Consider the following 25122-nt stretch of genomic DNA (forward strand, 5'->3'; position numbering starts at 1 on the left):
GGGGGGTCAGGATGCGTCGTCGGTCAGTGTACTGTTGTCGAAATCCATGGCGCTGCCCAGCGCATGGTCCTCGATCAGCTCGGAGCGCAGCTGGGCCAGCACGCGCGAGCAGTCCAGCGTGGCGCGCACCATGTGCTTGGCGACGGCCATTTCGGTGATGTTGAGCTGATCGGCGATTTCCGCGCGCGTGTAGCCATGGGCGCGAAAGAGGATGAAGACTTCGCGCCGGCGCGGCGGCAGGCCTTCCAGCGCCTGGACGACGCGGTCCAGGATCTGGCGCTGGGCGGCCAGGGTTTCGCTGGAGGGCGCGCTGTGCTGCACCGCCATTTGCTGGCGCGTCCAGTCCTGGGAGGTCTTGCGCTTGCGCGCATCGTCTATGCACAGGTTGCGTGCCACGCGAAACAGCAGGGCGCGCGGGGATTCGATGTCGGCATCGGGCAGCGCCTCGGCCTTCTTGCCGCTGCGCAGGCCCAGGGCGTGCACATAGACCCGCTCGAAGCTCGATTGCGCGATGTCGGCCGCATAGTGCGGATCCCGGAGATCGCGCGTGAGCTGGCGGCGCAGATCGCCATAGTGAGCCACGAGTTCCTGGATCAGGTCACGCATCCGGATACCTGCCTTTCCGCAAGGGCGATGGGTTGGAACCCCTGGGTCCGTACAGAGATGGGCCTACCGGATGCCGCAACCCCGGCCAGGGCCGGGGCGGTGCAGCAGCGGGTATGGGATTCAGCGGCGCAGGTGATTCGAATTCAAATGCAAATGGTTTGCATTCAAATTATGGCATGGGAGATTCGTGCGCCATCATGCCCGGTGCGATCTTTCAGTCCTGCAGCGCCAGCTGTTCTGTGCGCGCAACATCGGGTTTTTGGGCTTGCGCTGCCAGCAGGGCGTCGCCGATTTCGCCGGTGCGCACCGAGGTGACCGACAGCAGGGTGTCGCTGAGGCCGTGGGAGCCCTCGCAGGCGCCCTGCAGGAAGATGGCGGGGCGAAAGTCCGGCGTGGTGTGCACCTGGTAGTCGCGGCTCACGGAGAAGTCACCCAGGTAGGGGGCCAGCGGGTCCAGCAGGGTCTTGTGGTGCTCGCGCGCATAGCCGGTGGCCAGCACCACCACGTCGTAGCGCGATGCATGGTCGATGCCGCTGTTGAGATCGCGCAGGCCCAGGTGGATGCCGTCGCTGGCGGCGCGCGCATCCTGCACCTCGTGGCGGCGCAGGAAGCGGTGGCGCGTGTCGCCGACGACCTTCTGTTCATAGAACACCTTGAAGATGCTCTCGATCAGCTCCAGGTCGGGACAGGCGTAGTTGGTGTGCCAGAACTCGCGCAGCAGAGCGCCGCGCTCGTCGTGCGGGCGGCTGTAGACATGGTCCACGAAGTCGGCGTTGAAGATTTCGTTGACGAAGGGGCTGTCGTCCGAGGGGCGGATGGAGCGGGCGCGCATGACCAGGTCGATCTCGGCCTTGGCGTAGCGGCCGTGCAGGTCCATGAAGATTTCGGCGGCGCTCTGGCCCGCGCCCACGACGGCGATGCGCAGCGGCCTGGCATGCTCGGCAATGCTGCGCAGGTAGGCGCTGGAGTGGAAGACGCGCGCATCGCCGCGCAGGGGCTTGAACTGTTCGGGAATGCTGGGCGTGCCGCCGATGCTCATGACCAGGTTCTGGCCCAGGCGCTCATGCACGTTGCCGGCCGCATCGCGCGAGCGCACGCGCAGCAGCTCCACCTTGCCGTCGCGTTTTTCAGGCAGCACCTCGATGACTTCCTGGCCGTAGACGCAGCGGTCCTCGAACTTGGAGGCGGCCCAGGCCAGGTAGTCGTTGAACTCGTGGCGGCTGGGAAAGAAGGTCTTGAGGTTGATGAAGTCCTGCAGCCGGCCCTTCTCGTGCAGGTAGTTGATGAAGGTGAAGCGGCTGGTGGGATTGCGCAGCGTGGCCAGGTCCTTGAGGAAGGACACCTGCATGTGGGCCTGCTCCAGCAGCATGTCCTTGTGCCAGGCGAAGCGCGGCTGCTTTTCGATGAAGACGGGGTGCATGGCCCGCGCGGTGGTTTCGCGCTCCTTGAGGGCGATGGCCAGGGCAATGTTGGAGGGGCCGAAGCCGATGCCGATCAGCGGGTGGGTTTGCATGGAAGGTCCTTTCATTGGGTCGATGCGTCCAGTGCGTCCGGCGCGGCTGCGTCGGTCTGCGGTATCCACAAGGCGTCTGCGAAAAAGCGTTCCCTGAGCAGCACTCCCAGCACGGCGCGCTTGTGCGGGAAGTCGAATTCCTTGACCAGCGCATAGCCGCAGCGCGGCAGGCTTTTGCGCATCTTGCGGTTGTCGGCGCGCGGCTCCACGACGATGCGCTGCGTGCGGCAGTCGTCCAGAAAGAGGTAGTGCGACAGCGAGGGCAGCCAGGCCGTCAGGTAGGGCTGGCCGCGGAACCGCGCCTCCCCCACCAGCGCATGCCAGCCCCGGTCATGGTCGCCCGCGTCATAGAAGGGGGCGATGCGGTCTTCCTTGGCCCAGTAGGCCTCGAAGTAGCCGAAGGGCTCGCCGTCGAAGCAGCCGATGAGGCCGAGCGCATGCGGGTCGCCGGCCATGCGCTGCAGATAGGCGCGGTGGTGGGCAAGGTCGCCGCTTTCCTCCCAGAAATGCGCGACGACCGGGTCGTTCATCCAGCGGTGGATGAGGGGCAGGTCTGCCTCGGGCTCCACGGTGCGAAAGCTCAGCGTGCGGCCCAGCCAGGGGATGAAGCGGCGGTAGACCTCGCCGCGCGGCTTGTGCAGGCGCACGGGGTGGCGCCGGCCTTCGGTGAGCGTGTAGTGCAGGGCATAGGGTGGGCGCGGGCGGGGCAGCCACAGGGGCTGCTGCCACAGCACGCTTCTTGCCACGCACGGGGCCTGGCCCGGCTGCACTGTGGCGATGCTGTCGCGCAGGCCCGGTGGCAGGCGGGGCAGGGACAGCTCGATTTCCCGGGCATCCGGGCGCAGGCCGAAACCGGCCTGCAGTGCGGCCAGCAGTTCATCCGCTTCGGGCATGCCCGAGCAGGGGCCCAGCCATTGCAGCCGCAGCAGGCCTGGCGCGGCCGCGGGTGACAGGTTCCAGAGACTGTGCTTGCCGGGCCTGCCGGCATCCACGGACCCCGAACGCTCCAGGCGCAGCCGCTGTCCATGGCCGAAGACGCTGATCGTCTCGGCGCCTGCATGGGCGAGGTAGCTGGCGCCGGAGGCGTCCGGTGACGGTGTAGCGGTGGCTTCGGCTGGACGCACGTGGACTCTTTCAGGTGGAGTGCCCCGCGTGCGGGACACGGATGGGGGCAAGGGCACAAGGGACGCAAGGGACGCAGGGGACGCAGGGGACGCAGGGCAGCCTCATGACCGGGATGACGTGCAGGCGCGGCAAATGTTCATGCCAGGGCCGTTCATGCCAGGGCCGGGATCCGGGCCGCCTGGAAGGCATGGGCCAGTGCCTTGCAGATCCGGCCGCGCAGCACCTCGGTCTCTTCGGTGAGGGCGCCCAGCCGCGCAAAGTCATGGACCATGCCGGCGTAGATCTGCAGGTCCACGGCCACGCCGGCGGCCTGCAGCCGCTCGGCATAGCGCTTTCCTTCGTCGATCAGCGGGTCGTACTCGGCCAGCACCATCAGCGTGGGGGCCAGCCGGCCCAGGTCGGATGCCTGCAGCGGGGCAAAGCGCCAGTCCTGCCGGTCCGCATCGCTGCGCAGGTATTGGCCGAACATCCAGGCCAGGGTGTCATCTTCCAGCAGATGGCCGGTGGCCAGTCGCGCATGCGAGTCACTGTCCTGCTGCGCTGCCGTGCAGGGGTAGAGCAGCAACTGCAGCAAGGGCTGGGGCATGCCCGCGTCGCGTGCGGCGATGCACAGGGCCGTGGCCAGCGTGCCCCCGACGCTGTCGCCGCCAATGGCCAGGCGCTGCGCGTCCAGGCCATGGCGGCCGCCGTGCTCCAGCAGCCAGGCCAGGGCGTCCTGTGCGTCGAGGAAGGCGGTGGGAAAGCGGTGCTCTGGCGCCAGCCGGTAGTCGATGGCCAGCACATTGCAGGGCGTGCCCAGCGCCAGGCTGCGGCACAGGCTGTCATGCGAGTCGAGCCCGCCCAGCACGTAGCCGCCGCCGTGAAGGAACAGCAGGCAGGGCGCGGCTGTGTATTCAGGGGCTGCGCGGTAGAGCCGGGCACGGATACGCGCGCCGTCGCGCGTGGGCAGATCCAGGTCCTCGGTGGGCAGATCGTCGCCCGGCAGGTCCAGCGCCAGCGTGGCGTTGTCGTAGGCGGCGCGCGCCTGCGCTGCCGTCATCTGGCTCATGCGCGGGCGGCTGGATGCCTGGGCGTTGGCGAGTTCAAGAAATGCTTGCAGGTCGGGGTGGAGAGCCATGGCGTCCTTCGGGTGTGCGGCAGACAAGGCAGGGCGGGCCGGTGCAGGGCATGGCGCCCGCGCTGCCCCTTCCCCGTGATGACGCTGGGCGGCGGAATTTGTTCATCGCCGGGACGATGAACATTTCCCGCGCTCGCACGTCTTGCAGGGAGTGGGCAGCGTGCGCCGTGCGCCGCATCCCCAGGAAAACGCCGGGCCGCGCCGGTATTGCAAGGCCATGCGCCCACGGGCGCCAGAGGAATCCCTTATGGAAAACGCCAGCCGACCGCCATCCGAGGTACTGCGCCTGCTCAGGCCCTTCCTGCCGTGGATGGCCCTGTCCGTGGTCACGGGCATTTGCGCGGGTGGGGCCACGGTGGCGCTGCTGGCGACCATCAACCAGGTGCTCAATCGTCCCGGTGGGCTGGCGGGCGGGCTGCTGCTGACCTTCATCGCCCTGTGCGCCACCGTGCTGGTGTGCCGGGCCGCGTCGGACATGTCGGGCAATTTCGTGGGGCAGCGCCTGGTGGCCCGGCTGCGCAAGGAACTGGCCAGCAAGATCCTGGCCGCGCCCATCGACGCGCTGGAGCGCTACCGCACGCACCGCCTCATGCCCGTGCTCACGCAGGACGTGGACATGATCAGCGACGTGGCCTTCGTGCTGGCCTCCAACGTGATCGCCCTGGCCATTGCGCTGGGCTGCCTGGCCTATCTGGCCCTGCTGTCGCCGCCGCTGTTTGCCATGCTGGTGGTGGCGCTGGTGCTGGGCGTGAGCCTGCAGGCGCTGGCCCAGTCGCGCGGCGTGGCGGGGTTCTGGAAGGCGCGCGATCACGAGGAAGTGCTGCACAAGGCCTACCGCGCCATCAGCGAAGGCGCCAAGGAGCTGCGCATGCACCGCGCGCGCCGGGGCCGCATCTTCGACGGGCAGATCGGCTCCACCGTGGATGCCATCCGCCGCATCAACAGCCGCGCCATCAACACCTATGTGCTGGCCACGGCCTTCGGTTCCGCGCTGTTCTTTCTGTTGATCGCCCTCATCCTGGGCTGGGCCGCGCTGCGCACCACCGAGCCCGTGGTGCTCAGCGGCTTCGTGCTGGTGCTGCTGTTCCTCAAGGGCCCCATGGACCAGATCGCAGGCGCGCTGCCCAACCTGGGCCGTGCCAAGGTGGCGCTGCAGCGCATTGCCGACCTGTCGGCGCGCTTTGCCAGCCCCGAGTCGCACCTGCACCTGGACAGCCTGCCCGGCGAGGTCCGCCTGGACCACGGCCTGGAGCTGCGGGGCGTGCGCTATGCCTTCGATGCGCCCGAAGGCGGCAAGGCCTTCGAGATCGGCCCCATCGACCTGAAGCTGGGCAAGGGCGAACTGGTCTTTGTGGTGGGTGACAACGGCTCGGGCAAGACCACGCTGATCAAGCTGCTGCTGGGCCTGTATGCGCCCCAGCAGGGCGAGATCCTGCATGACGGCCAGCCCGTCACGGCACAGACGCGCGATGACTACCGCCAGCTGTTCACCACGGTGTTCTCGGACTTCTACCTGTTCGAGGACCTGGTGGCCGGTGGCGAGGAAGGCCAGGCCGCCGCGCTGCCCGAGGCCGCGCTGCCCTACCTGCAGCGGCTGGAGATCGCCCACAAGGTCAGCGTGCGCAACGGCAGCTTCAGCACCATCGACCTGTCCACCGGGCAGCGAAAACGGCTGGCCCTGGTCCACGCCTATCTGGAGGGCCGGCCCGTGCTGGTCTTCGACGAATGGGCGGCCGACCAGGACCCGAGCTTCCGCCACCTGTTCTACACCGAGCTGCTGCCCGAGCTGCGCGCCAGGGGCCACCTGCTGGTGGTGATCTCCCATGACGATCGCTACTTCCACCTGGCCGACCGTATCGTGCGCATGGAGGCCGGCCGCATGGTCCTGCCGCAAGACGGGGCGCAGCCGGTGGCGGCTGCATCGGCCAGTCCCGCCAGTCAAGGCGTGCTGGCCGACATCTGAATTCCTGCTGAATCCACGAACATGGCAAAGACAAAACTCGTCTACATCTGGTCCCTGAGAAACGCCGCCGCCGACCAGGCCGGCCAGCACATCGCCTACAAGGGCGCAACGCGCTACATGAAGTCGCCGCTCGAATACCTGGGCGAGTTGCTGGACACCAGCCCGCTGGGCGATATCTACAGCCTGGAGGCCGTGATCCACGACGACGACGAGGCCTCGCCGCGCGACCGCGAAAAAATCGGCGACTACGGCTTCAGCTACCAGCCTGGCGGCCGCTGGTTCTATCCGCCGGATCTGCGCATCCAGGGGCGCAGGGTCAATGACCTGCTCATGGCCGTGCCGTCTTCCTACCGGCGCCTGCCGCTGAACGATCCGCAGCGCGCCGTGGGCAAGCAGATGTTCGAGGCGCAGTTGCAGGACAGGCTGGTGCAGCTGGGTGCCGAGCGGGTGGTGCTGGATGGCCTGCTCGTCATCCTGGACCGGCTCGTGCGGCCCGGGGCCCTGTTCCACCGCAGGATCGCCAACATCCACCCCGGCATCACGCGCCTGGAGTCACCCTATGAACGCCGGGGCGCCTGCGCCACGCTGGACGCGCTGCATGGCGCACAAGGCTACAAGATCGTGGACTGGAAGACCATGGAACAGCGCCCGGTCCCGCCCCTGTTCAAGACCGGCGCATCCTTTCACTACGTGGACAACGGCATCGACTCCGGCGAAGTCATCGCCGACGTGCTGGGCACCGACATCGATCCCCAAGACACGATTCTTGAGCTGCGCTGGAACAACTTCCAGCACAGCCTGTTCCCTGCATTGCGCAAGGGGCTGGAGATGATGGCCAGAGCGCCTGCAGACACGCCTGCAGACACCACGGTGTGACAACGCGCATATCTCAAAAACCGGCACGGCCCAAAGCGAGGGACACCGAGCAAGGGCCTATGCCGGCCGCGCCGCCCCGCCGCGAGGGTGTCGTCCCCCTCCCTCGCGAAGCGAGAAAGAGAGGGGGAAGCGGCGCAGCCGCTCAGGGGGTGCTTACTTCGGCGCCAGCCGAATGGCCCCATCCAGCCGGATCACCTCGCCATTGAGCATGTCGTTGTCCAGGATGTGGCGCACCAGCTTGGCATAGTCCTGGGGCGTGCCCAGGCGGCTGGGGAAGGGCACGCCGGCGGCCAGCGCATCCTGCACTTCCTGCGGCATGCCGAACAGCATGGGCGTGCCGAAGATGCCGGGGGCAATCGTCATATTGCGGATGCCGTTGCGCGCCAAGTCGCGCGCAATGGGCAGCGTCATGCCGACCACGCCGCCCTTGGACGCCGCATAGGCCGCCTGGCCGATCTGGCCGTCGTAGGCCGCCACGCTGGCCGTGGAGATCAGCACGCCGCGCTCGCCCGTGCTCTCGGGCTCGTTGGCCGACATGGCGGCGGCGGCCAGGCGGATCATGTTGAAGCTGCCGATCAGGTTGACCGTGATGGTCTTGGAAAACAGCGCCAGGTTGTGCGCGCCGTTCTTGCCCACGGTCTTCTCGGCTGGCGCAATGCCTGCGCAGTTCACCAGGCCTGCCAGCTTGCCCAGGCTCACGGCCTTGTCCACCACGGCCTGGCCATCGGCCTCCTGGCTCACGTCGCATTTGACGAAGACGCCGCCGATCTCGTGCGCCACGGCCTCGCCCTTGTCCGCCTGCATGTCGGCTATCACCACCTTGCCGCCCTCGGCCGCCAGCATGCGCGCCGTGCCTTCGCCCAGCCCGGAGGCGCCGCCCGTGACGATGAATACCCGGTCCTTGATCTGCATGGAATGTCTCCTTGGTTATCTGACGTTGACGTAAACGTAACTCTCAAATTATGCATGCAGCCCCGGCCGCAGCCATGTCGCGCCCAAGAAAAAGCCCGGCAGTGCCGGGCTGGTGATGGGCGCGATGGGGATTACTGGAACCCGGCACGGTCCAGCATTTGCTGGACCTTGGTCATGTTCTTGCCCACGGCCGTGATCGGGATGGTCTCGCTCTTGAAGGGCTTGCCGCCGGTCATTTCCTTGAGTGCGGGGTTGTCCAGTTCCACGCCCTTGGCTGCTGGCCACTCGTTGTTGCCGTTGGCAAAGTAGTTCTGGGCCGCAGGGCTGGCCAGGTACTCCAGGAACTTGACGGCGTTGTCCTTGTTCTTGGCATGGCGTGCCACGGCGCCGCCCGCGATGTTCAGGTGCGTGCCCCAGCTGGACTGGTTGGGGAAGACCACGCCGATCTTGCCGACCACGGCCTGGTCCTCAGGCTTGCCCGAACGCATCATGCGCGCCAGGTAGTAGCTGTTGGTCACGCCGATGGTGCATTCGCCCGAGGCCACGGCCTTGATCTGGTCGGTGTCGCCACCCTTGGGCGGGCGGGCCAGGTTGGCCTTCATGCCCTGGATCCAGCCTTCGGCCTTCTGGTCGCCCATGTGTTCGACCACGGTGCCGAACAGGCTCAGGTTGTAGGGATGCGAGCCCGAGCGGATGCACAGCTGGCCCTTGAACTTGGGGTCGGCCAGCGATTCGTAGTTCTGCACGTCGGCGGGCTGGACCTTGGCCTTGTTGTAGACGATGACGCGGGCGCGTGTGGACAGGCCGAACCAGCTGATGCCATCGGCCGTGGGCTGGGCGCGCAGGTTGGAGGGAATGGCGTCTTCCAGCAGCTTGGAGTGGATGGGCTGGAACAGCCCATCGACCTCGCCGCGGTACAGGCGCGCGGCATCGACCAGCAGGATCACGTCGGCCGGCGAGGCCTGGCCCTCGGCCTTCAGGCGCGCAATGATGCCGGCGTCGTCGCCGTCCACGCGGTTGATCTTGATGCCGGTGGCCTTGGTGAAGCCGTTGTACAGCTCCTCGTCCGTGGAGTAGTGGCGCGCGGAGTAGAGGTTGACGACCTGGGAGTCGGCAATGGCTGTGCCGGCAGCCACCAGGGCGCAAGCGGCAAACAGGGCTTTCAGGGATTTCGACATGAAGACAGGCCTCTCTTTGTTGGCAAAGCGCGATGATAGGCTAAACGCGAATTGTTCTTAATAAAGGGGGTGGTTCTGGAGGGCTATGGCAGCCCGGGGTATCGAGGACGGGAATAAAAAAAACCCAGTCCAAGGACTGGGTTTTGAAAGGATCCAGAAACGGGGGTTTCGAGAGGATCCAAGGAGACAACTGGTCAGGTCTTGCGACCCGGGATGCATGCAATTATGAGGGTAATCACTGATTCTTGCACGCAGTCCTGTTGTAAGACGGCGTGATCAACGCTTGCGGGTCTGGGCCGACTGGACGGCTTCGCTGGCGGTGTTGGTCACGGCCGTGAAGTTGGCTTCCGCCAGGTCCGAAGCCTGCTTGACGGCCTTTTGCACCGACTCGAAGGCATTGTTGGCAGCCGACACGGCGCTCTTCATCACGGCCACGGCGGTTTCGGAACCTGCGGGTGCGTTCTTGGCGGTGGTGTCCACCAGGGCGCTGAAGTTCTTCTGCAGATCGGACGCCTGGCTTTCGAAGGCCTTGGCCAGCTCGGCACCGGTGCCGCTGGCGATGTCGTACAGGTGGCGGCTGTAGGCAGCGGTCTTTTCAGCCAGGGGCTGGAACAGGTTGGCCTGCAGCGACAGCAGCTCCTGCGCATCCTTCACGCTCAGGACGGCCTGGGTGTGCTGGGCGGCTTCGTTCAGTGCGGCGCGCGAGGCGGTCACATTCAGTTCCACCAGCTTTTCAACGCCTTCGAAGGCCTTGCTCGTCAGGCCGAACAGGGTTTCCAGGTTGGCCTTTTGTGCGCTCAGGATTTGGTCAGGGGTCAAGCTCATGTCAGTCTCCAGAAAAACGGACCACAGGGGTCTCGGGTTACGGGGAATTGCCTGCGCTGACCTGACTGAGTGTCATGTTGCAGTGCAGCATGGGTCTTATTGTAGGGATTGCAAAAAAGGAATCAAGTACCTGATGCTGCGGTGCAGCAAAAAAATCGGCAAAGCTGTGGGTTTTTTGTAAGTCTTTGATTTTGAATTGGTTTTATGTCGGTTTGACGACATTTTTCGGTTTGCATGCTTACTCGCTTGGCGAGTGATTGGCAGCAGTGCGCGTCGTGATGGCGACAGTGGCTGGGGACAGGGCGCATTCGGCCGGCGGCACAATGGCCGCCATGAATGAATCGCCCCCGAGCCGCCCCGCGCCGCAGCCCCGTTCGGCCTATGCGGCATTCCGACGCATCAGCACGCGCTGGTCGGACAACGATGTCTACGGGCACGTCAACAACGTCGTGTATTACAGCTGGTTCGATACGGCGGTGAATGCCCATCTGATCGAGCAGGGCGCGCTGGATATCCACGCGGGCGAGACGATAGGCCTGGTCATAGAGACGCAATGCAATTACTTTGCGCCGCTGGCCTTCCCGCAGGAGGTGGAGGCCGGTATCCGGGTGGCCCGCATCGGTGGCTCCAGCGTGCGCTACGAGGTGGGGCTGTTCGCGCAGGGCGAGCCATTGACGGCGGCGGCCGGGCATTTCGTGCATGTCTATGTGGACCGGCATACGCGCCGGCCTGCCCAGATTCCGCAGGCGCTGCGACAGGTGCTGGAGCCGCTGCTGCGCGGCTGATGGCGTCCGGGGCGCATGCAAGGCGTGCGCTCGCAGCGCGGCAGCGTGTGTATGGCCTACACTCGAAAGCTGTCTGCCATCTGACCGCTGGGGCGCTTACCGCCCGGCTCTGTCCATGATCATCACCAGCCTGCTCGATACCGACCTGTACAAATTCACGATGATGCAGGTGGTGCTGCACCAGTTTCCCGGAGCACAGGTCGAGTACCGCTTCAAGTGCCGCAACCCCGGCGTGCAGCTCGCACCCTATGTGAACGAGATCCGCTCCGAGATCCGCTCGCTGTGCAGCCTGCGTTTCCAGGACGCGGAGCTGGCCTATCTGAGCTCGCTGCGCTTCATCAAGAGCGACTTCGTCGATTTCCTGGGCCTGTTCCACCTCAACGAGAAATGCATCACGGTGCAGGCGCTGCCCAATGGCGAGATCGACATCACCATCCGCGGGCCCTGGCTGCACACCATCCTGTTCGAGATTCCCGTGCTGGCCATCGTCAACGAGGTGTACTTCCGCAACACCCAGCCGGTGCCCGATTTTCCGGAAGGCCGGCGCCGTCTCGACGCCAAGATTGCGCTGCTGCAGCAGCCCGGCCTGGAGCAGCTCAAGATTGCCGACTACGGCACGCGCCGTCGCTTTTCGCGGGCCTGGCATGAAGAGGTGCTACGCGTGCTGTGCGCACGCCTGGGCCGGCCCGGCGCATCCGCGGAGTCCGAAGGCCAGTTCGCCGGCACCAGCAATGTGCTGTACGCCATGAAGCTGGGCGTGCGGCCCCTGGGCACGCTGGCGCATGAATACCTGCAGGCCTGCCAGTCCCTGGGCCCGCGCCTGCGCGACAGCCAGATCTTCGGCTTCGAATCCTGGGCACGCGAATACCGGGGCGACCTGGGCATTGCGCTGTCGGACGTCTACGGCATGTCGGCCTTCCTGCGCGATTTCGACCTGTACTTCTGCAAGCTCTTCGACGGTGCGCGCCACGACAGCGGTGACCCCTTTGAATGGGGCGAGCGGCTGCTGGCCCACTACCGTGCCAACCGCATCGATCCGCTGACCAAGACGCTGATCTTCAGCGACGGCCTGACGGTGCCGCGCACCATCGAGCTGTTCCAGCGCTTCCATGGCCGCTGCCAGCTGGCCTTCGGCATAGGCACCAACCTGACCAACGACCTGGGCGACGCGCCCGACCATGTGCCGCTGCAGATCGTCATCAAGATGACCCGCTGCAACGGCCAGCCCGTGGCCAAGCTCTCGGACACGCCGGGCAAGAGCATGTGCGATGACGAGAAGTACCTGGCCTACCTGCGCCAGGTGTTCGAGATTGCGCCGCCTGCGGCGCAGGCTTGATTGCGGCACCATCTGCCGCCAGGAGGGGACAGTGAATAGAGAACAAAGAGGAGACGGGACCATGAAGGCATTGCGCGGATTGCTGGCGCTGCTGGCCACCTGCGCGCCATCCTGGGCCCTGGCCGCCGATATCGACGGCGGCCAGCTTTCGGTACTTTGGGGCGTGCCGTTTGCGGGCATGCTGTTGTCCATCGCCCTGGTGCCGCTGGCGGCGCCCCATTTCTGGCACCGGCATTTCGGCAAGGTGACGGCCGCCTGGGCGCTGGTCTTTCTGCTGCCCTTCGCGGCGGTGTTCGGCGTGGGCGCGGCCATGGCCAACCTGGTGCATGCCCTGCTGGCCGAATACCTGCCGTTCGTGATCCTGCTGACGGCGCTGTACACGGTGTCGGGCGGCATCTATGTGCGCGGCAATCTCAAGGGATCGCCGGGGCTGAACACGGCCATTCTGGCGATCGGCGCCGTGCTGGCCAGCTTCATGGGGACCACGGGCGCCTCGATGCTGCTGATCCGGCCGCTGCTGCGTGCCAACGACAACCGCAGGCACCAGGTGCATGTGGTGGTGTTCTTCATCTTCATCGTCTCCAATGCCGGCGGCTCGCTGACGCCGCTGGGCGATCCACCGCTGTTCCTGGGCTTTCTCAAGGGGGTGGATTTCTTCTGGACGGTACGCCACATCTTCACCGAGACGCTGTTCCTGGTGGGCGCGCTGCTGGCGCTGTTCTACGCGATCGATGCCTGGCTGCTGCGCAAGGCCGGCGAGGCGGATCTGCCCGATCCCACGCCCAGCGTCGATGCCTTGGGCCGCGCCAGCCGCCTGGGCTTTGATGGCGGCGTGAACTTCGTGCTGCTGCTGGCCGTGGTGGCACTGGTGCTGATGAGCGGCCTGTGGCGTACCGATGCCGGCCTGGTGCTGGCCGGCACGCATGTGGGCCTGCCGGGTCTGGTGCGCGATGCGGGCCTCGTCGCCGTGACTGTGCTGTCCCTCAGGCTCACGCCGCGCAGCGTGCACCAGGCCAATGAATTCGGCTGGGGGCCGATGCAGGAAGTGGCCAAGCTGTTCGCGGGCATCTTCCTGACCATCATTCCCGTGATCGCCATGCTCAAGGCGGGAACGGCCGGACCCTTCGGCGCCATCGTGGGGGCCGTGACGCGCGCCGACGGCACGCCCGATCCGCTGATGTATTTCTGGGCCACGGGCCTGCTGTCCTCGTTCCTGGACAACGCGCCGACCTACCTGGTGTTCTTCAATACGGCGGGCGGAGACGCCGCTCAGATGATGACGGCCATGGCCTCGACGCTGGCCGCCATCTCGGCGGGCGCGGTGTTCATGGGCGCCAACACCTATATCGGCAATGCGCCCAACCTGATGGTCAAGGCCATTGCCGAGGAGCGCGGCGTGAAGATGCCCAGCTTCTTCGGCTACATGGCCTGGTCGCTGTGCATTCTGGTGCCGCTGTTCGTATTGATGAGTTTCATCTGGTTCCGCTGAAGAACCGCCTAACGCCAAGACAAGGAAAGAGACAGACATGGCAAGCAAACCCCGCATCCTGATCGCCCGTGCCATCCCGCCCGAAGTGGTGCGCAAGCTGGAGCAGCACTTCGAGGTCGAGTCCAACCAGGATGACGTGGTTTGGAGCCCGCAGGAACTGGCCCGGCATCTGCAGGACAAGGACGGAGTGCTGACCACGGGCTCGCAGACCATCGATGCGGCGCTGCTGGCCGCCTGCCCGCGCCTGAAGGTGGTGGCCAACATGGCCGTGGGCTACAACAACTTCGACGTGCCTGCGATGACGGCTGCAGGTGTGCAGGGCACGAATGCCCCCGACGTGCTGACCGAGACCACGGCCGATTTCGGCTTTGCCCTGCTGATGGCCACGGCCCGCCGCGTGACAGAGAGCGAGCACTACCTGCGCGCCGGAAAGTGGAACTCCTGGCGCTACGACCTGTTTGCGGGCTCGGAAGTGCACGGCAGCACGCTGGGCATCATCGGCATGGGCCGCATCGGCCAGGGCATCGCCAAACGCGGGGCGCATGGCTTCGGCATGAAGGTGGTCTATCACAACCGCTCGCGCCTGTCGCCCGAGCTGGAGGCCGAATGCAAGGCCGGCTACGTGGGCAAGGATGAACTGCTGGCCAGGGCCGACCATGTGGTGCTGGTGCTGCCCTACACCAAGGAAAACCACCACACCATAGGCGCGGCCGAGATCGCCCGGATGAAGCCCACGGCCACGCTGATCAACATCGCGCGCGGCGGCATCGTCGATGACGCGGCGCTGGCCAGGGCACTGCGCGACAGGACCATTGCTGCAGCAGGCCTGGACGTGTTCGAGGGCGAGCCCTCGGTCCATCCCGACCTGCTGACCGTGCCCAACGTGGTGCTGACCCCGCACATCGCCAGCGCCACCATGGGCACGCGCAGCGCCATGGCCGAGCTGGCGGCCGACAACCTGATCGACTTCCTGTCCGGCAAGGGCCCGCGCACGCCCGTGAACCAGCCCGAAGCGGCGGCCGCCGGCGCGCGCGCCAAGGCCTGAACACCGTGTTGTGACAATCGCGGGAAGGCTGGCCCTGGCCGCTTCCCGCTGCATGGAGCGCAAGCAAAATCTTGACCCAGATATCCGGAGTGTGGTGGGCGGCCTGGGCCGTGCTGCTGTTGGGGCAGGCGGCCGTGATCTGGCTGCTGTGGAGGCGCTCGGCGCAGCGCGAGGACGGGGTGGCGCCCCAGCAGGTGCTGCAGGCGCTGCAGATGCTGGACGTGCGGCTGCAGCAGCTCGAGCGCGGTGCCCAGGCCACGCAGATGGCCGTGGCCAAGAGCGATGGCGGGCTGGACCGCGTCTCGCAGCAGCTGCAGGCCCATCTGGCCCAGGCCCAGCTCGATGCCCAGGCGGCGCGGCGCGAGCAGGGCGAGGCGCTGGCAGCCTTTCGAATGGAACTGGGCCGGCTCACCGTGCGGCTGGCCGCCGACAGCGCCCAGGCCCGCGAGGCCCAGGGCGAAAGCACGCAGCGCTTCAACGCCCATGTGCAGGAGCGCTTCGAGGCGCTGGCGCAGACCACGCGCAGCACGCTGGACTCCCTCAAGAACGACATCCAGCAGCAGCTGGGCGGGCTGGCGCAATCCAGCCAGGTCCATGCCGAGCAGCTGCGCGGCACGCTCAACGAGCGGCTGGCCGCCATCCAGTCGGACAACGCGGCGCGCCTGGAAGAGATGCGGCGCACGGTGGACGAGAAGCTGCATGCCACGCTGGAGCAGCGCCTGGGCGAATCGTTCAAGCTGGTCAGCGACCGGCTGGAGCAGGTGCACAAGGGCCTGGGCGAGATGCAGACGCTGGCCGGCAGCGTGGGCGATCTCAAGCGCGTGATGACCAATGTGAAGACGCGCGGCACCTGGGGCGAGCTGCAGCTGGGCGCCATCATCGAGAACGTGCTCACGCCCGAGCAGTACGCGCGCAACGTCAAGACCGTGCCCGGCAGCGACGACATGGTGGAGTTCGCCATCCGCCTGCCCGGACGCAGCGACGAGGCGCCGGTCTGGCTGCCCATCGACGCCAAGTACCCGGTGGAGCAGTACCAGCGCCTGCTCGACGCCCAGGATGCGGCGGACAAGGCGGCCATTGCCGCGGCAGGCAATGCCTTCGAGGCATCGATCAAGTTCGAGGCGCGCAAGATCCACGGCAAGTACGTGAGCCCGCCGCACACCACGGACTTTGCCGTGCTCTACCTGCCTACCGAAGGCCTGTTTGCCGAGGTCATGCGCCGCCCCGGCCTGGTCGAGGCCGTGCAAAACGGCTGCCGCGTGATGGTCACCGGCCCGGCCAACCTGGCTGCCATGCTCAGCAGCCTGCAGATGGGCTTCAAGACGCTGGCCATCGAAAAGCGCTCGTCCGAGGTCTGGGCGGTGCTCGGCCAGGTCAAGACCGAGTTCGCCAAGTTCGGCGAGGTGGTGGAAGCCACGCGCAAGTCCATAGACGCGGCGGCCAAGCGCTTCGAGCAGGTGGGCGTGCGCACGCGCGCCATCCAGCGCCAGCTGCGCGACGTGCAGGAGCTGCCCGCGCCGACCTCTAGTGCAGCGCGGCCCGGCCTGCCGGATGACAAGGACGCAGCGGCCGGAATGGAGCCGGGATCGGAGCAGGATTGAGATGAACCTGGCCCTGTTCAAGGTCATCATGGCGCAGGTCAGCGTGCATGCCACCATGGCCGGCATGCGGCTGGCAGCGCCCTTGCTGGCCCTGCAGCAGGGCTATAGCGCGGCTGCCGTGGGCATCTTGCTGGCGCTGTTCGCGCTGACCCAGGTGTTCCTGGCGCTGCCGGCCGGGCGCTTCGCGGACAAGCATGGTTTTCGCAAGCCGTTTTTCCTGTCCATGCTGGCGGCCAGCGGGGGCTGCGCGCTGGCGCTGGCATTGCCGCTGTACCCGGTGCTATGCCTTGCGGCGTTGTTGACGGGCGGAGCCAGCGGCGCCGTGGTGATCGCCGTGCAGCGCCATGCGGGCCGTGTCACCCACGATGCGGTGGCGCTCAAGAAGGTGTTCAGCTGGTTGGCCATAGGCCCGGCCATCTCCAACTTCATCGGGCCCTTCAGCACCGGGCTGCTGATCGATCACGCGAATTTTGGCGGCGAGGGCAGCACCATGGGCTACCGCGTCGCCTTCGGCCTGCTGGCCCTGGTGCCCGTGCTGGCCTGGAGCTGGGTGCGCCACACGCAGGAGCTGCCGCCCGTGCGTGCTCCCATAGGCGGCCCAAAGCAGCATGCCTGGGACCTGCTGCGCGACCGCAACTTCCGCAACCTGCTGCTGGTCAACTGGCTGCAGTCGGCGTGCTGGGATGTGCACACCTTCGTGCTGCCACTGCTGGGCCATGAGAAGGGCCTGAGCGCCTCGGTCATCGGCACGCTGCTGGGCATTTTTGCCGTGGCGGCCGCCGCCATCCGCCTGGCCATGCCGCTGGTGGCCGAGCGCTTGCGCGAAGGCGCCGTGATCTCCGGTGCCATGGCCATCACCGCCTTCGTCTTTGCGCTGTACCCCTTCATGGACTCGGCGCTGACCATGGGCATGTGTTCAGTGATGCTGGGTTTTTCACTGGGAGCTGTGCAGCCCATGGTCATGAGCATGCTGCACCAGATCACGCCCGAGCACCGCCATGGCGAGGCACTGGGCCTGCGGCTCATGGCCATCAATGCCTCCAGCGTGGCCATGCCCGTGCTGTTCGGCTCGGCGGGGGCATTGATCGGCGTGTCTGCGCTGTTCTGGGTGGTGGGCGCGGCCGTGGCCTCGGGCATCCGCACGGCCTGGTTCATGGGGCTGACGCCGCGCAAGCCGGAATGAAAAAAAGCGACCTGCGCCTTGGTGCGCAGATCGCCTTGCGATGCGGTGGCGGCCTGCCGGCCGCTGCGGCTTACCAGCCGCCAGCGTGGAACTGCTTGATCAGCGCCCAGGCCTCGACCGGATCATCGGTATAGCGGAACAGCTGCAGGTCCTTGGGCGAGATCGTGCCTTCCTCGATCATCAGGTCGATGTTGAGCAGCCGCTTCCAGAACTCGGTGCCGAACAGGATTACGGGCACGGAATGCGTCTTGCCGGTCTGCATCAGGGTCAGCACCTCGAACAGCTCGTCCAGCGTGCCGAAGCCGCCGGGGAAGGCCACCAGGGCCTTGGCGCGCATCATGAAATGCATCTTGCGCAGGGCGAAGTAGTGGAACTTGAAGCTCAGGTCCGGCGAGATGAAGCGGTTGCCGTTTTGCTCGTGCGGCAGCTCGATGTTCAGGCCGATGCTGGGCGCGCCCACGTCATGGGCGCCTCGGTTGGCCGCCTCCATGATGCCGGGGCCGCCGCCTGTGCAGATGTAGAGACGCTCCTCGGGCGGCTGGTTCAGGCTGTCGGCGGCCACGATGCGCGTGAAGGCGCGGGCCTGTTCATAGCGGTGCGCATTGCGCACGGCGCGCTCGGCCAAGGCAACGCGCTGGGGATCGCCGCTGGCCTGTGCGTCGGCCAATTGCTGCTCGGCCTGCTCCAGGTCCACGAAGCGGGCGCTGCCATAGACCACGACGGTGTGCTCGATGCCGCGCTCGATCTGGGCCAGGTCCGGCTTGAGCAGCTCCAGCTGCATGCGGATGCCGCGGGTTTCGCGGCGGAACATGAATTCCGGGTCCGCGAAGGCGAGGCGATTGGAGTTCTGCTGCAATGCCATGCCGTTGTGTGCCTGGTTGTGAAGGGCCGACCAGCCGTTGGCGAGGTCGGTATCGGTCAGGGGGGAAGAGATTTGCATGAACCCTCGTACACAGGAAAAACCAGGGCGGCCACGCCTGTGGCCGTTCCATCAAATACGTTGCCAGCGCAGATGATGACTGCACTATACGCTCACAAACTCATAGCCGCGGGGCTCGTGCACCGGGTGCTTTGGCGCATTGACGCAGCCGTGGGCGAATTCGTATGCTGGACAGTTGGCAGTAGGGCTTTTGCCTGCCGCTGCCTGCCGCATCGGCGGGTATTTTCAGGCCCGATTGCGCTTCAGACGTCCGGGTGTTCGGCCGGCTCGTTGCGCACGACGCTGCTCAGCGGCGGCGGCACGTCCTGGCCTGCACGGCGTGCGCGGAACAGGGCTGCACGCATCAGGAAGATGGTCGTGATGGGAACGGTCACCGAGATGAACACCGCAATCAGCAGCGCATGCACGGCCAGGCTCTGGCCGCTGACGGAAAAGTAGATCCAGGTGGCATGCATGATCAGCCAGCAGCCCATGGTGGCGATGATGGAAGGCGCATGCACGCGCTCGAAATAGCTGTCCAGGCGCCACAGGCCCATGGAGCCCAGAAAGGCGATGATGGCGCCGCCCAGCGCCAGCGCAGCCACCAGGATCTGGCACCACAGCGGCAGCGTGGTGGTTTCCGGCATCATTCGATCACCTCGCCGCGCAGCAGGAACTTGGCCATGGCCGTGGAGCCCACGCAGCCGAACAGCGCAACCAGCAGGGCGGCCTCGAAATAGCTGGTGCTGTCATAGATGATGCCCATCAGCAGCATGGCCAGCATGCCGTTCAAATACATGCAGTCCAGCGCCAGCACGCGATCCTGGGCGTGCGGGCCCTTGAGCAGGCGCAGCACGGCGCAGCCCATGGCGGCGACCAGCAGGCCCAGCGCGAACATCAAAGTCCAGTGGAACCAGGGCATCATTCGAAAATCTCCATCAGGGGGCGCTCGTAGGAGCGCTTGACGTGCTGGACGATCTCTTCGGGATCATCGACCTCCAGCACATGCAGCATGAGCTGGGAGCGGTCGCGCGAGATCTCGGCCCAGGCCGTGCCGGGCGTGATGCACACGATCATGGCGAGCACGGCCAGGCCGTTGGGGTCGCGCAGTTCCAGCGGGATGCGCACGAAGTTGGCCGGGTGCTTGCGCATGCCCGGAAACAGCATGAACCGCACGACGTTGAAGTTGGACACCGAGGTGTCCCAGACCACGCGCAGCCCCAGGCGCACGATGGTCAGCGGATGGCGCACGCGCACGGGCAAGGGGCGCAGGCCGCGCAGCAGCAGCGGCAGCAACAGGCCCAGCAGGGCGCCCAGCAGGATCTGGCCGCTGCTGAACGAGCGGTTGAGCAGCAGCCACAGCAGGAACAGCGCCACCGACAGCAGCGGCGCGGGCAGCAGGGTTTTCATCATCGGGAATCCTCCTTGCCGGCCGTTGGGCCTGCATCGCCTATGCCTGCGGGCATGGGCGCGCCGCTGGCCTGGGCAGCGGCGCGCGCGGCGCCTTCGGGGCCGGCTTCCAGCCGCGCCTTCTTTTCTGCCGGGCTCGGCTCCGGCTGCGTGCCCATGACGGAGCGCACATAGACATCGGGCGCCAGCAGCGCATCGGCCGCACGCTGCGTGTAGCCCATCAGCTGGCCACCCTGCACGGTGAGCGCCACGCAGCAGGCCAGCAGCACGGCGATGGGCAGGCCTTCGGCCACACGCAACGAGGGCGAGTTCTGCTCCTCGGTCGCCCAGAAATGGCGTATGCCGGCGCGCACCAGCGACAGCAGGGCGAGCAGTCCCGTGGCGATCATCAGCGCCACCAGCACCCAGCCGGCCCAGCCGGCCTGGAAGCCGCTGGAGTTGCCCAGGCCCAGCGGGTTGAGCAGTGCAGACAGCATGGCGAACTTGCCCACAAAGCCCGAAAGCGGGGGCAGGCCGGTGACCACCAGGGTGGCCAGCATGAAGCTCAGGCCGATGAAGGCGGCCGCTGCGGGAATGGCGCGGCCGATCAGCACCTCTTCGGATTCGTCGAGGTTGAAGCCCTCCGTGGGCAGCAGTTCGGCGTTGAGGAAGGGAGCCTCGTCATCCTCATAGGGCTCGCCCGCATCGTCATCCACGCGCCAGCGGTCCACCACGTCGGCGATCAGAAACAGGGCGCTCACGGCCAGGGTGGAGCTGGGCAGGTAGTACAGCAGCCCGGCCGTCAAGGCGTTCTGGCCAAAGCCCGTGGCGGCCAGCAAGGTACCCGAAGAGAGAACGGCCGCAAAGCCCGCGATATGCGTCAGGCGCTGCGAGCCCAGCATGCCCAGGCCGCCGAAGGCCATGGTCAGCATGCCGCCGACGATCAGCCAGGTGCTGCCGAACAGGGCGGAGGCGCCGGCCTCGGAGCTGAACAGCAGCGTCCACAGCCGCAGCACCACGTAGACGCCCACCTTGGTCATGAGCGCGAACACGGCGCCCACGGGAGCGGTGGCTGCGCTGTAGGCCGGCACCAGCCAGAAGTTCAGCGGCCACATGGCTGCCTTGGTCAGGAAGGCAATGCCCAGGATGGCAGCGGCCGAATGCAGCAGCCCGCGGTCGTCGCTGCTGACCTGGGGGATGGCACGTGCCAGGTCGGCCATGTTCAGCGTGCCGGTCAGGCCGTAGAGCATGGACACGCCGATCAGGAACAGCGACGAGGCTGCAAGATTGATGGCGATGTAGTGCAGGCCCGCCTGGATGCGCGTCCGCCCGGAACCATGCAGGACCAGTCCATAGGAGGCCGCGAGCATGATCTCGAAGAACACGAACAGGTTGAACAGGTCCGCCGTGAGGAAGGCGCCGCTCAGGCCCATCAGCTGAAACTGGAACAGCGAGTGAAAGTGCATCCCCGCGCGGTGCCAGCGGGCGCTGGAGAAGACCAGCGAGGCCAGGGCCACCGTATAGGTCAGCACCAGCATCATGCCGGTCAGGCGGTCCAGTGCCAGCGAGATGCCGAAGGGCATGGGCCAGTTGCCCGGCATGTAGACGCCCAGGTTGACGGGCGCGCCGGCCTGGTCGGTCCACAGCATCAGCATCACGGCCACGCCCAGCCCCATCAGGGTGGATACCAGTCCAAGAGCGAATTTGAGGCGCTGGCGCTCTTCGCGCAGCAACAGCATCAGCGCTGCCGAAAGCATGGGCAGCACGATGGGCGCCAGCATCAGGTGCGGCATGAGACGGGCGGTCAGCTCGTTCATGGCATCTCCTGCTCGGTGCGGGAATGGGCTCCGTCCACATGGTCGGTGCCCGTGGTGCCGCGCGAGGCCAGCAGCACCACCAGGAACAGTGCCGTCATGGCAAAGCCGATCACGATGGCCGTGAGCACCAGCGCCTGCGGCATGGGATCCGCATAGTGCGCAAGATCCTGCGGCACGCCGGCGCGCAGCACGGGCTCCTTGTCGATGGCCAGGCCCTGGCGGCCCATGCTGAAGATGAACAGGTTGACTGCGTAAGACAGCAGGGCCAGGCCCATGATGACCTGGTAGGTGCGTGGGCGCAGCAGCAGCCACACGCCCGAGCCCGTCAGTACGCCGATGGCAATGGCAAGCACGACTTCCATCAGAAACCTCCTCGTGCAAGCGCTGCAGCGGTGGCCTGCTGCACGGCGGCTTCGGCCTCTTCGGCCTGTTGCTGCTGCTCCTCCAGCAGGCGGGCGTGGTAGCGGTGGCTGCGCACCGATTGGTGGGCGATGGCCGTCAGAATGAGCATGGTCGCGCCGACCACCAGCGAGAACACACCGATGTCGAAGAACAGGGCGCTGGCGAGATGCACGTCGCCGACGACTGGCAGGGTCATATGGAAGGTGTGGCTGGTGAGAAAGGGATAGCCGGCCACGATGGAGCCCATGCCGGTACCCAGTGCGAACAGCAGGCCGACACCGATCCATCGGCGCGGGAAGATCGGCAGGTGGGCCTCGACCCACTGCGTGCCTGAGATGATGTACTGCATCAGCAAGGCGACCGAGAACACCAGGCCGGCCACGAAGCCGCCGCCGGGCTCGTTGTGGCCACGCATGAAGATGTAGACGGAAACCAGGGCGGCAAACGGCAGCAGCAGCCGCACCAGCACGGCGGGCACCATCAGGTAGCCCACGGCCGTATCGCCTGCGTTGCGCGGATTGAACAGATCGGTCTGCAGGTCGCCAGGCATGTAGCGCTGCTGCTCGGGCAGGTCCAGCGTCTCGCGGGCCGGGCGAAAGCGCCTGAGCAGCGCATAGACGACCAGGGCCACGATGCCCAGCACCACGATCTCGCCGAAGGTGTCGAAGCCCCGGAAGTCCACCAGCATGACGTTGACCACATTGGTGCCGCCGCCATCGCTGAGCGCATGTTCCAGGAAGAAGGTGGAGGCCCCGTCATAGAAGGGGCGGCTCATCATGGCGAAGGCCAGCCAGGCCATGCCGCCACCTGCAACCAGCGACAGCAGCAGGTCACGCATGCGGCGCGAGCGGGCGCGCAGCTCGGCGGACAGCACGGGAATGTGCAGGCTTTTGTCGCGCTTGGGCATCCAGCGCAGGCCCAGCAGCATCAGCACCGTGGTGGCGACCTCGACGACCAGCTGGGTCAGCGCCAGGTCAGGCGCCGAGAACCACAGGAAGGTCAGGCAGGTGCACAGCCCGGCGCCGCCCAGCATGATCAGCGCCGTCAGCCGGTGGTACTTGGCCTTCCAGGCCGTACCCAGGGCGCAGAGAATGCCCACGGCCCACAGCATCACGAAGGCGGGCGACAGCGGCAGCATGCTCCGGTCTCCCAGCTTGATGCCTTGCAGCCACAGCGGCAGAACGCCCGCCAGCACGGCGGTGCAGACCAGCCACAGCATCTGCCACTGCAGGCGCATGGTGGACAGGCGCCGGCGCGACCAGCGGCCCAGCAGGGACAGGCGGGCCAGCAGATTCTCGAAAACACGCTGGCCGCTGAGCGTGCCCACCAGCGGCGCGGTATCCATATGGCCGGCCTGGCGCTGCCAGCGCAGCAGCATGTACAGCAGGATGCCGCCAATCAACGCCACAAGGCTCATGATCAAGGGCATGTTCCAGCCGTGCCAGATGGCCAGGCTGTACTCGGGCAGGTCGCCGCCGACCACGGGCGTGGCGGCCGCTGCGAGAAAGCTGCCCACGGCCCACGCCGGCAGCATGCCCACCACCAGGCAGGCCAGCACCAGCAGCTCGACGGGCACGCGCATCCAGTGCGGAGGCTCGTGCGGGTCGTGCGGCAGGTCGGTGGCCTTGGGGCCGAAGAAGACGTCGATGGTGAAGCGCAGCGAATAGGCCACGCTGAACATGCCCGCCACCGTGGCGGCCACCGGCAAGGCCGTGCGCACCCAGGGAGCGGCATCCAGGTAGACGGTCTCGGCGAAGAACATCTCCTTGGACAGGAAGCCGTTGAGCAGCGGTACGCCCGCCATGGCCGCACTGGCCACGCAGGCCAGCGTGGCCGTGATGGGCATCATGTGCCGCAGGCCGGAGAGGCGGCGGATGTCGCGCGTGCCGCTTTCATGGTCGACGATGCCCGCGGCCATGAACAGCGAGGCCTTGAAGGTCGCGTGGTTCATGATGTGGAACACCGCAGCCACGGCGGCCAGCTTGCTGTTCAGGCCCAGCAGCAGCGTGATCAGGCCCAGGTGGGAAATCGTCGAATAGGCCAGCAATCCCTTGAGATCGTGCTGGAACATGGCCAGATAGCCGCCGATGAGCAGGGTTGCCGCGCCGGCTCCGCCCACCAGCCAGAACCAGGCATCGGTGTCACCCAGCACGGGCCACATGCGCGCCAGCAGGAACACGCCGGCCTTGACCATGGTGGCGGAGTGCAGATAGGCCGACACCGGCGTGGGCGCGGCCATGGCGTGCGGCAGCCAGAAGTGGAAGGGGAACTGCGCACTCTTGGTCAGCGCGCCCAGCAGGATCAGCACCAGGGCGATCAGGTACAGCTGGTGGTCACGCACCTGCTGGCCGGCGATGAGCACGTTGTCCAGGTCATAGCTGCCCACGATGTGGCCCAGCACCAGCATGCCGGCCAGCATGGCCAGGCCGCCCGTGCCCGTCACCGTCAGCGCCATGCGCGCGCCGCGGCGTGCATCCTTGCGATGGTGCCAGTATCCGATCAGAAGAAAGGAGAAGAGGCTGGTCAGCTCCCAGAAGAAGGCAATCTGGATGATGTTGCCCGACAGCACCACGCCCGCCATCGCGCCCATGAAGGCCAGAAAGAAAGAGAAAAAGCGCGGCACTGGATCGGCCGGCGACATGTAGTAGCGCGCATACAGCACGACCAGCGAGCCTATGCCCAGCACCAGCATGCAGAACATCCAGGCAAAGCCGTCCATGCGGATCACCAGGTTCAGTCCCAGTGCCGGCAGCCACTCGATCTCCTGGCGCAGCACTTCCCCATCGGCGATCTGTGGAAACAGCAATGCGGTCTGTATGGCACAGCCCAATGCGATCACGCCGGCCAGAGTCGACTCCGTATTGCGCGCATTGGCGGGCAGCATTGCGGCAATCAGGCTGCCGATGAAGGGTAGGAGTATGAGGGTGATCAGGGGCATGGGCGGTCCATTTTACGGGCAAGGTTTTTTGCTTCGCTATGAAAACCTGAGCATGTTTCAGGCTATGGCCGCGCATACCCCGAGGGTCGTACGCATGAAAAAC

Annotated in this window: 22 protein-coding genes; 8 read left to right on the forward strand and 14 right to left on the reverse strand. The window is 66.4% G+C overall.

Annotation, left to right across the window (positions count from 1 at the left end; genetic code table 11):
* Window positions 1–6 precede the first annotated feature (6 nt).
* The 4 genes from ACF8O7_RS26920 to ACF8O7_RS26935 all read right to left on the reverse strand — a co-directional run bounded on the left by ACF8O7_RS26920 (window position 7) and on the right by ACF8O7_RS26935 (window position 4361).
* On the reverse strand, window positions 7–606 hold the full coding sequence (locus ACF8O7_RS26920; protein ID WP_016450480.1) for an RNA polymerase sigma factor: 600 nt from the start codon (window positions 604–606) through the stop codon (window positions 7–9).
* A gap of 214 nt (window positions 607–820) precedes the next feature.
* Complete coding sequence (locus tag ACF8O7_RS26925; protein ID WP_126312760.1) at window positions 821–2119, reverse strand: lysine N(6)-hydroxylase/L-ornithine N(5)-oxygenase family protein; 1299 nt, start codon at window positions 2117–2119, stop codon at window positions 821–823.
* Window positions 2120–2130: 11 nt separating this feature from the next.
* Window positions 2131–3243, reverse strand: a complete 1113-nt coding sequence (locus ACF8O7_RS26930) for a GNAT family N-acetyltransferase (RefSeq protein ID WP_126312761.1) — start codon at window positions 3241–3243, stop codon at window positions 2131–2133.
* Between the two features lie 152 nt (window positions 3244–3395).
* Window positions 3396–4361 carry an alpha/beta hydrolase gene (locus ACF8O7_RS26935; RefSeq protein WP_126312762.1) on the reverse strand — a complete coding sequence of 322 codons (966 nt, stop codon included), beginning with the start codon at window positions 4359–4361 and terminating at the stop codon, window positions 3396–3398.
* 247 nt (window positions 4362–4608) lie between these two features.
* Between ACF8O7_RS26935 and ACF8O7_RS26940 the strand changes: the two genes are divergently transcribed.
* Together ACF8O7_RS26940 and ACF8O7_RS26945 are read left to right on the forward strand one after the other, a co-directional pair.
* Window positions 4609–6324 (forward strand): cyclic peptide export ABC transporter, encoded by a 1716-nt coding sequence (locus tag ACF8O7_RS26940; RefSeq protein ID WP_126312763.1) that lies wholly within the window; start codon window positions 4609–4611, stop codon window positions 6322–6324.
* A 21-nt stretch (window positions 6325–6345) separates the two neighbouring features.
* Window positions 6346–7200 carry a hypothetical protein gene (locus ACF8O7_RS26945; protein ID WP_016454380.1) on the forward strand — a complete coding sequence of 285 codons (855 nt, stop codon included), beginning with the start codon at window positions 6346–6348 and terminating at the stop codon, window positions 7198–7200.
* A gap of 153 nt (window positions 7201–7353) precedes the next feature.
* Here the strand turns inward: ACF8O7_RS26945 and ACF8O7_RS26950 are convergent, their stop codons facing one another.
* The 3 genes from ACF8O7_RS26950 to ACF8O7_RS26960 all read right to left on the reverse strand — a co-directional run bounded on the left by ACF8O7_RS26950 (window position 7354) and on the right by ACF8O7_RS26960 (window position 10115).
* Window positions 7354–8112, reverse strand: a complete 759-nt coding sequence (locus tag ACF8O7_RS26950) for a 3-hydroxyacyl-CoA dehydrogenase (RefSeq protein WP_016450486.1) — start codon at window positions 8110–8112, stop codon at window positions 7354–7356.
* Between the two features lie 131 nt (window positions 8113–8243).
* Window positions 8244–9290 (reverse strand): Fe(3+) ABC transporter substrate-binding protein, encoded by a 1047-nt coding sequence (locus ACF8O7_RS26955; RefSeq protein WP_012206542.1) that lies wholly within the window; start codon window positions 9288–9290, stop codon window positions 8244–8246.
* A gap of 276 nt (window positions 9291–9566) precedes the next feature.
* Window positions 9567–10115 (reverse strand): phasin family protein, encoded by a 549-nt coding sequence (locus ACF8O7_RS26960; RefSeq protein WP_016450488.1) that lies wholly within the window; start codon window positions 10113–10115, stop codon window positions 9567–9569.
* 323 nt (window positions 10116–10438) lie between these two features.
* Here ACF8O7_RS26960 and ACF8O7_RS26965 point away from each other — a divergent pair, with 323 nt between their 5' ends.
* The 6 genes from ACF8O7_RS26965 (at window position 10439) to ACF8O7_RS26990 (ending at window position 17554) form a co-directional block, all read left to right on the forward strand.
* Window positions 10439–10900 carry a thioesterase family protein gene (locus ACF8O7_RS26965; protein WP_017404735.1) on the forward strand — a complete coding sequence of 154 codons (462 nt, stop codon included), beginning with the start codon at window positions 10439–10441 and terminating at the stop codon, window positions 10898–10900.
* Between the two features lie 115 nt (window positions 10901–11015).
* The gene (gene pncB / locus ACF8O7_RS26970; protein WP_016454370.1) at window positions 11016–12236 is read left to right on the forward strand and encodes a nicotinate phosphoribosyltransferase; all 1221 of its coding nucleotides are present in this window, start codon (window positions 11016–11018) and stop codon (window positions 12234–12236) included.
* A gap of 61 nt (window positions 12237–12297) precedes the next feature.
* Window positions 12298–13725, forward strand: a complete 1428-nt coding sequence (locus tag ACF8O7_RS26975; RefSeq protein WP_026062206.1) for a sodium:proton antiporter — start codon at window positions 12298–12300, stop codon at window positions 13723–13725.
* A 37-nt stretch (window positions 13726–13762) separates the two neighbouring features.
* Window positions 13763–14770: a D-glycerate dehydrogenase gene (locus tag ACF8O7_RS26980; protein WP_046988138.1), complete on the forward strand. Its 1008-nt coding sequence runs from the start codon at window positions 13763–13765 to the stop codon at window positions 14768–14770.
* Window positions 14771–14880: 110 nt separating this feature from the next.
* On the forward strand, window positions 14881–16371 hold the full coding sequence (gene rmuC, locus ACF8O7_RS26985; protein WP_126312776.1) for a DNA recombination protein RmuC: 1491 nt from the start codon (window positions 14881–14883) through the stop codon (window positions 16369–16371).
* Window position 16372: 1 nt separating this feature from the next.
* Window positions 16373–17554 carry an MFS transporter gene (locus tag ACF8O7_RS26990; protein ID WP_126312764.1) on the forward strand — a complete coding sequence of 394 codons (1182 nt, stop codon included), beginning with the start codon at window positions 16373–16375 and terminating at the stop codon, window positions 17552–17554.
* A 70-nt stretch (window positions 17555–17624) separates the two neighbouring features.
* Here ACF8O7_RS26990 and ACF8O7_RS26995 read toward each other — a convergent pair whose 3' ends face one another.
* From ACF8O7_RS26995 to ACF8O7_RS27025, 7 genes are all read right to left on the reverse strand, one after another.
* Window positions 17625–18494 carry an LOG family protein gene (locus ACF8O7_RS26995; protein WP_016450495.1) on the reverse strand — a complete coding sequence of 290 codons (870 nt, stop codon included), beginning with the start codon at window positions 18492–18494 and terminating at the stop codon, window positions 17625–17627.
* A 242-nt stretch (window positions 18495–18736) separates the two neighbouring features.
* Window positions 18737–19123, reverse strand: a complete 387-nt coding sequence (locus ACF8O7_RS27000; RefSeq protein ID WP_017404730.1) for a monovalent cation/H(+) antiporter subunit G — start codon at window positions 19121–19123, stop codon at window positions 18737–18739.
* Window positions 19120–19398 (reverse strand): K+/H+ antiporter subunit F, encoded by a 279-nt coding sequence (locus ACF8O7_RS27005; protein WP_012206532.1) that lies wholly within the window; start codon window positions 19396–19398, stop codon window positions 19120–19122. The genes ACF8O7_RS27000 and ACF8O7_RS27005 overlap by 4 nt, the downstream gene beginning before the upstream one ends.
* Window positions 19395–19886 (reverse strand): Na+/H+ antiporter subunit E, encoded by a 492-nt coding sequence (locus ACF8O7_RS27010; protein WP_016450497.1) that lies wholly within the window; start codon window positions 19884–19886, stop codon window positions 19395–19397. The genes ACF8O7_RS27005 and ACF8O7_RS27010 overlap by 4 nt, the downstream gene beginning before the upstream one ends.
* Window positions 19883–21679 (reverse strand): monovalent cation/H+ antiporter subunit D, encoded by a 1797-nt coding sequence (locus tag ACF8O7_RS27015; protein ID WP_017404727.1) that lies wholly within the window; start codon window positions 21677–21679, stop codon window positions 19883–19885. Before ACF8O7_RS27015 ends, ACF8O7_RS27010 begins: the two co-directional genes overlap by 4 nt.
* Complete coding sequence (locus ACF8O7_RS27020; protein WP_016450499.1) at window positions 21676–22041, reverse strand: Na+/H+ antiporter subunit C; 366 nt, start codon at window positions 22039–22041, stop codon at window positions 21676–21678. The genes ACF8O7_RS27015 and ACF8O7_RS27020 overlap by 4 nt, the downstream gene beginning before the upstream one ends.
* Entirely contained in the window at window positions 22041–25019 is a 2979-nt protein-coding gene (locus ACF8O7_RS27025) for a monovalent cation/H+ antiporter subunit A (protein ID WP_016450500.1), read from the reverse strand. The genes ACF8O7_RS27020 and ACF8O7_RS27025 overlap by 1 nt, the downstream gene beginning before the upstream one ends.
* Window positions 25020–25122: the final 103 nt, after the last annotated feature.

The organism is Delftia sp. WSY_16 (assembly GCF_043104415.1).
Taxonomy (GTDB): Bacteria; Pseudomonadota; Gammaproteobacteria; order Burkholderiales; family Burkholderiaceae_C; genus Comamonas; species Comamonas tsuruhatensis.

Coding starts and splice junctions, on each gene's coding strand:
- ACF8O7_RS26920 (WP_016450480.1), bottom strand. CDS start 606: ATGCGTGACCTGATCCAGGAACTCGTGGCTCACTATGGCGATCTGCGC.
- ACF8O7_RS26925 (WP_126312760.1), bottom strand. CDS start 2,119: ATGCAAACCCACCCGCTGATCGGCATCGGCTTCGGCCCCTCCAACATT.
- ACF8O7_RS26935 (WP_126312762.1), bottom strand. CDS start 4,361: ATGGCTCTCCACCCCGACCTGCAAGCATTTCTTGAACTCGCCAACGCC.
- ACF8O7_RS26940 (WP_126312763.1), top strand. CDS start 4,609: ATGGAAAACGCCAGCCGACCGCCATCCGAGGTACTGCGCCTGCTCAGG.
- ACF8O7_RS26945 (WP_016454380.1), top strand. CDS start 6,346: ATGGCAAAGACAAAACTCGTCTACATCTGGTCCCTGAGAAACGCCGCC.
- ACF8O7_RS26950 (WP_016450486.1), bottom strand. CDS start 8,112: ATGCAGATCAAGGACCGGGTATTCATCGTCACGGGCGGCGCCTCCGGG.
- ACF8O7_RS26955 (WP_012206542.1), bottom strand. CDS start 9,290: ATGTCGAAATCCCTGAAAGCCCTGTTTGCCGCTTGCGCCCTGGTGGCT.
- ACF8O7_RS26960 (WP_016450488.1), bottom strand. CDS start 10,115: ATGAGCTTGACCCCTGACCAAATCCTGAGCGCACAAAAGGCCAACCTG.
- ACF8O7_RS26965 (WP_017404735.1), top strand. CDS start 10,439: ATGGCCGCCATGAATGAATCGCCCCCGAGCCGCCCCGCGCCGCAGCCC.
- pncB (WP_016454370.1), top strand. CDS start 11,016: ATGATCATCACCAGCCTGCTCGATACCGACCTGTACAAATTCACGATG.
- ACF8O7_RS26975 (WP_026062206.1), top strand. CDS start 12,298: ATGAAGGCATTGCGCGGATTGCTGGCGCTGCTGGCCACCTGCGCGCCA.
- ACF8O7_RS26980 (WP_046988138.1), top strand. CDS start 13,763: ATGGCAAGCAAACCCCGCATCCTGATCGCCCGTGCCATCCCGCCCGAA.
- ACF8O7_RS26990 (WP_126312764.1), top strand. CDS start 16,373: ATGAACCTGGCCCTGTTCAAGGTCATCATGGCGCAGGTCAGCGTGCAT.
- ACF8O7_RS26995 (WP_016450495.1), bottom strand. CDS start 18,494: ATGCAAATCTCTTCCCCCCTGACCGATACCGACCTCGCCAACGGCTGG.
- ACF8O7_RS27000 (WP_017404730.1), bottom strand. CDS start 19,123: ATGATGCCGGAAACCACCACGCTGCCGCTGTGGTGCCAGATCCTGGTG.
- ACF8O7_RS27005 (WP_012206532.1), bottom strand. CDS start 19,398: ATGATGCCCTGGTTCCACTGGACTTTGATGTTCGCGCTGGGCCTGCTG.
- ACF8O7_RS27010 (WP_016450497.1), bottom strand. CDS start 19,886: ATGATGAAAACCCTGCTGCCCGCGCCGCTGCTGTCGGTGGCGCTGTTC.
- ACF8O7_RS27015 (WP_017404727.1), bottom strand. CDS start 21,679: ATGAACGAGCTGACCGCCCGTCTCATGCCGCACCTGATGCTGGCGCCC.
- ACF8O7_RS27020 (WP_016450499.1), bottom strand. CDS start 22,041: ATGGAAGTCGTGCTTGCCATTGCCATCGGCGTACTGACGGGCTCGGGC.
- ACF8O7_RS27025 (WP_016450500.1), bottom strand. CDS start 25,019: ATGCCCCTGATCACCCTCATACTCCTACCCTTCATCGGCAGCCTGATT.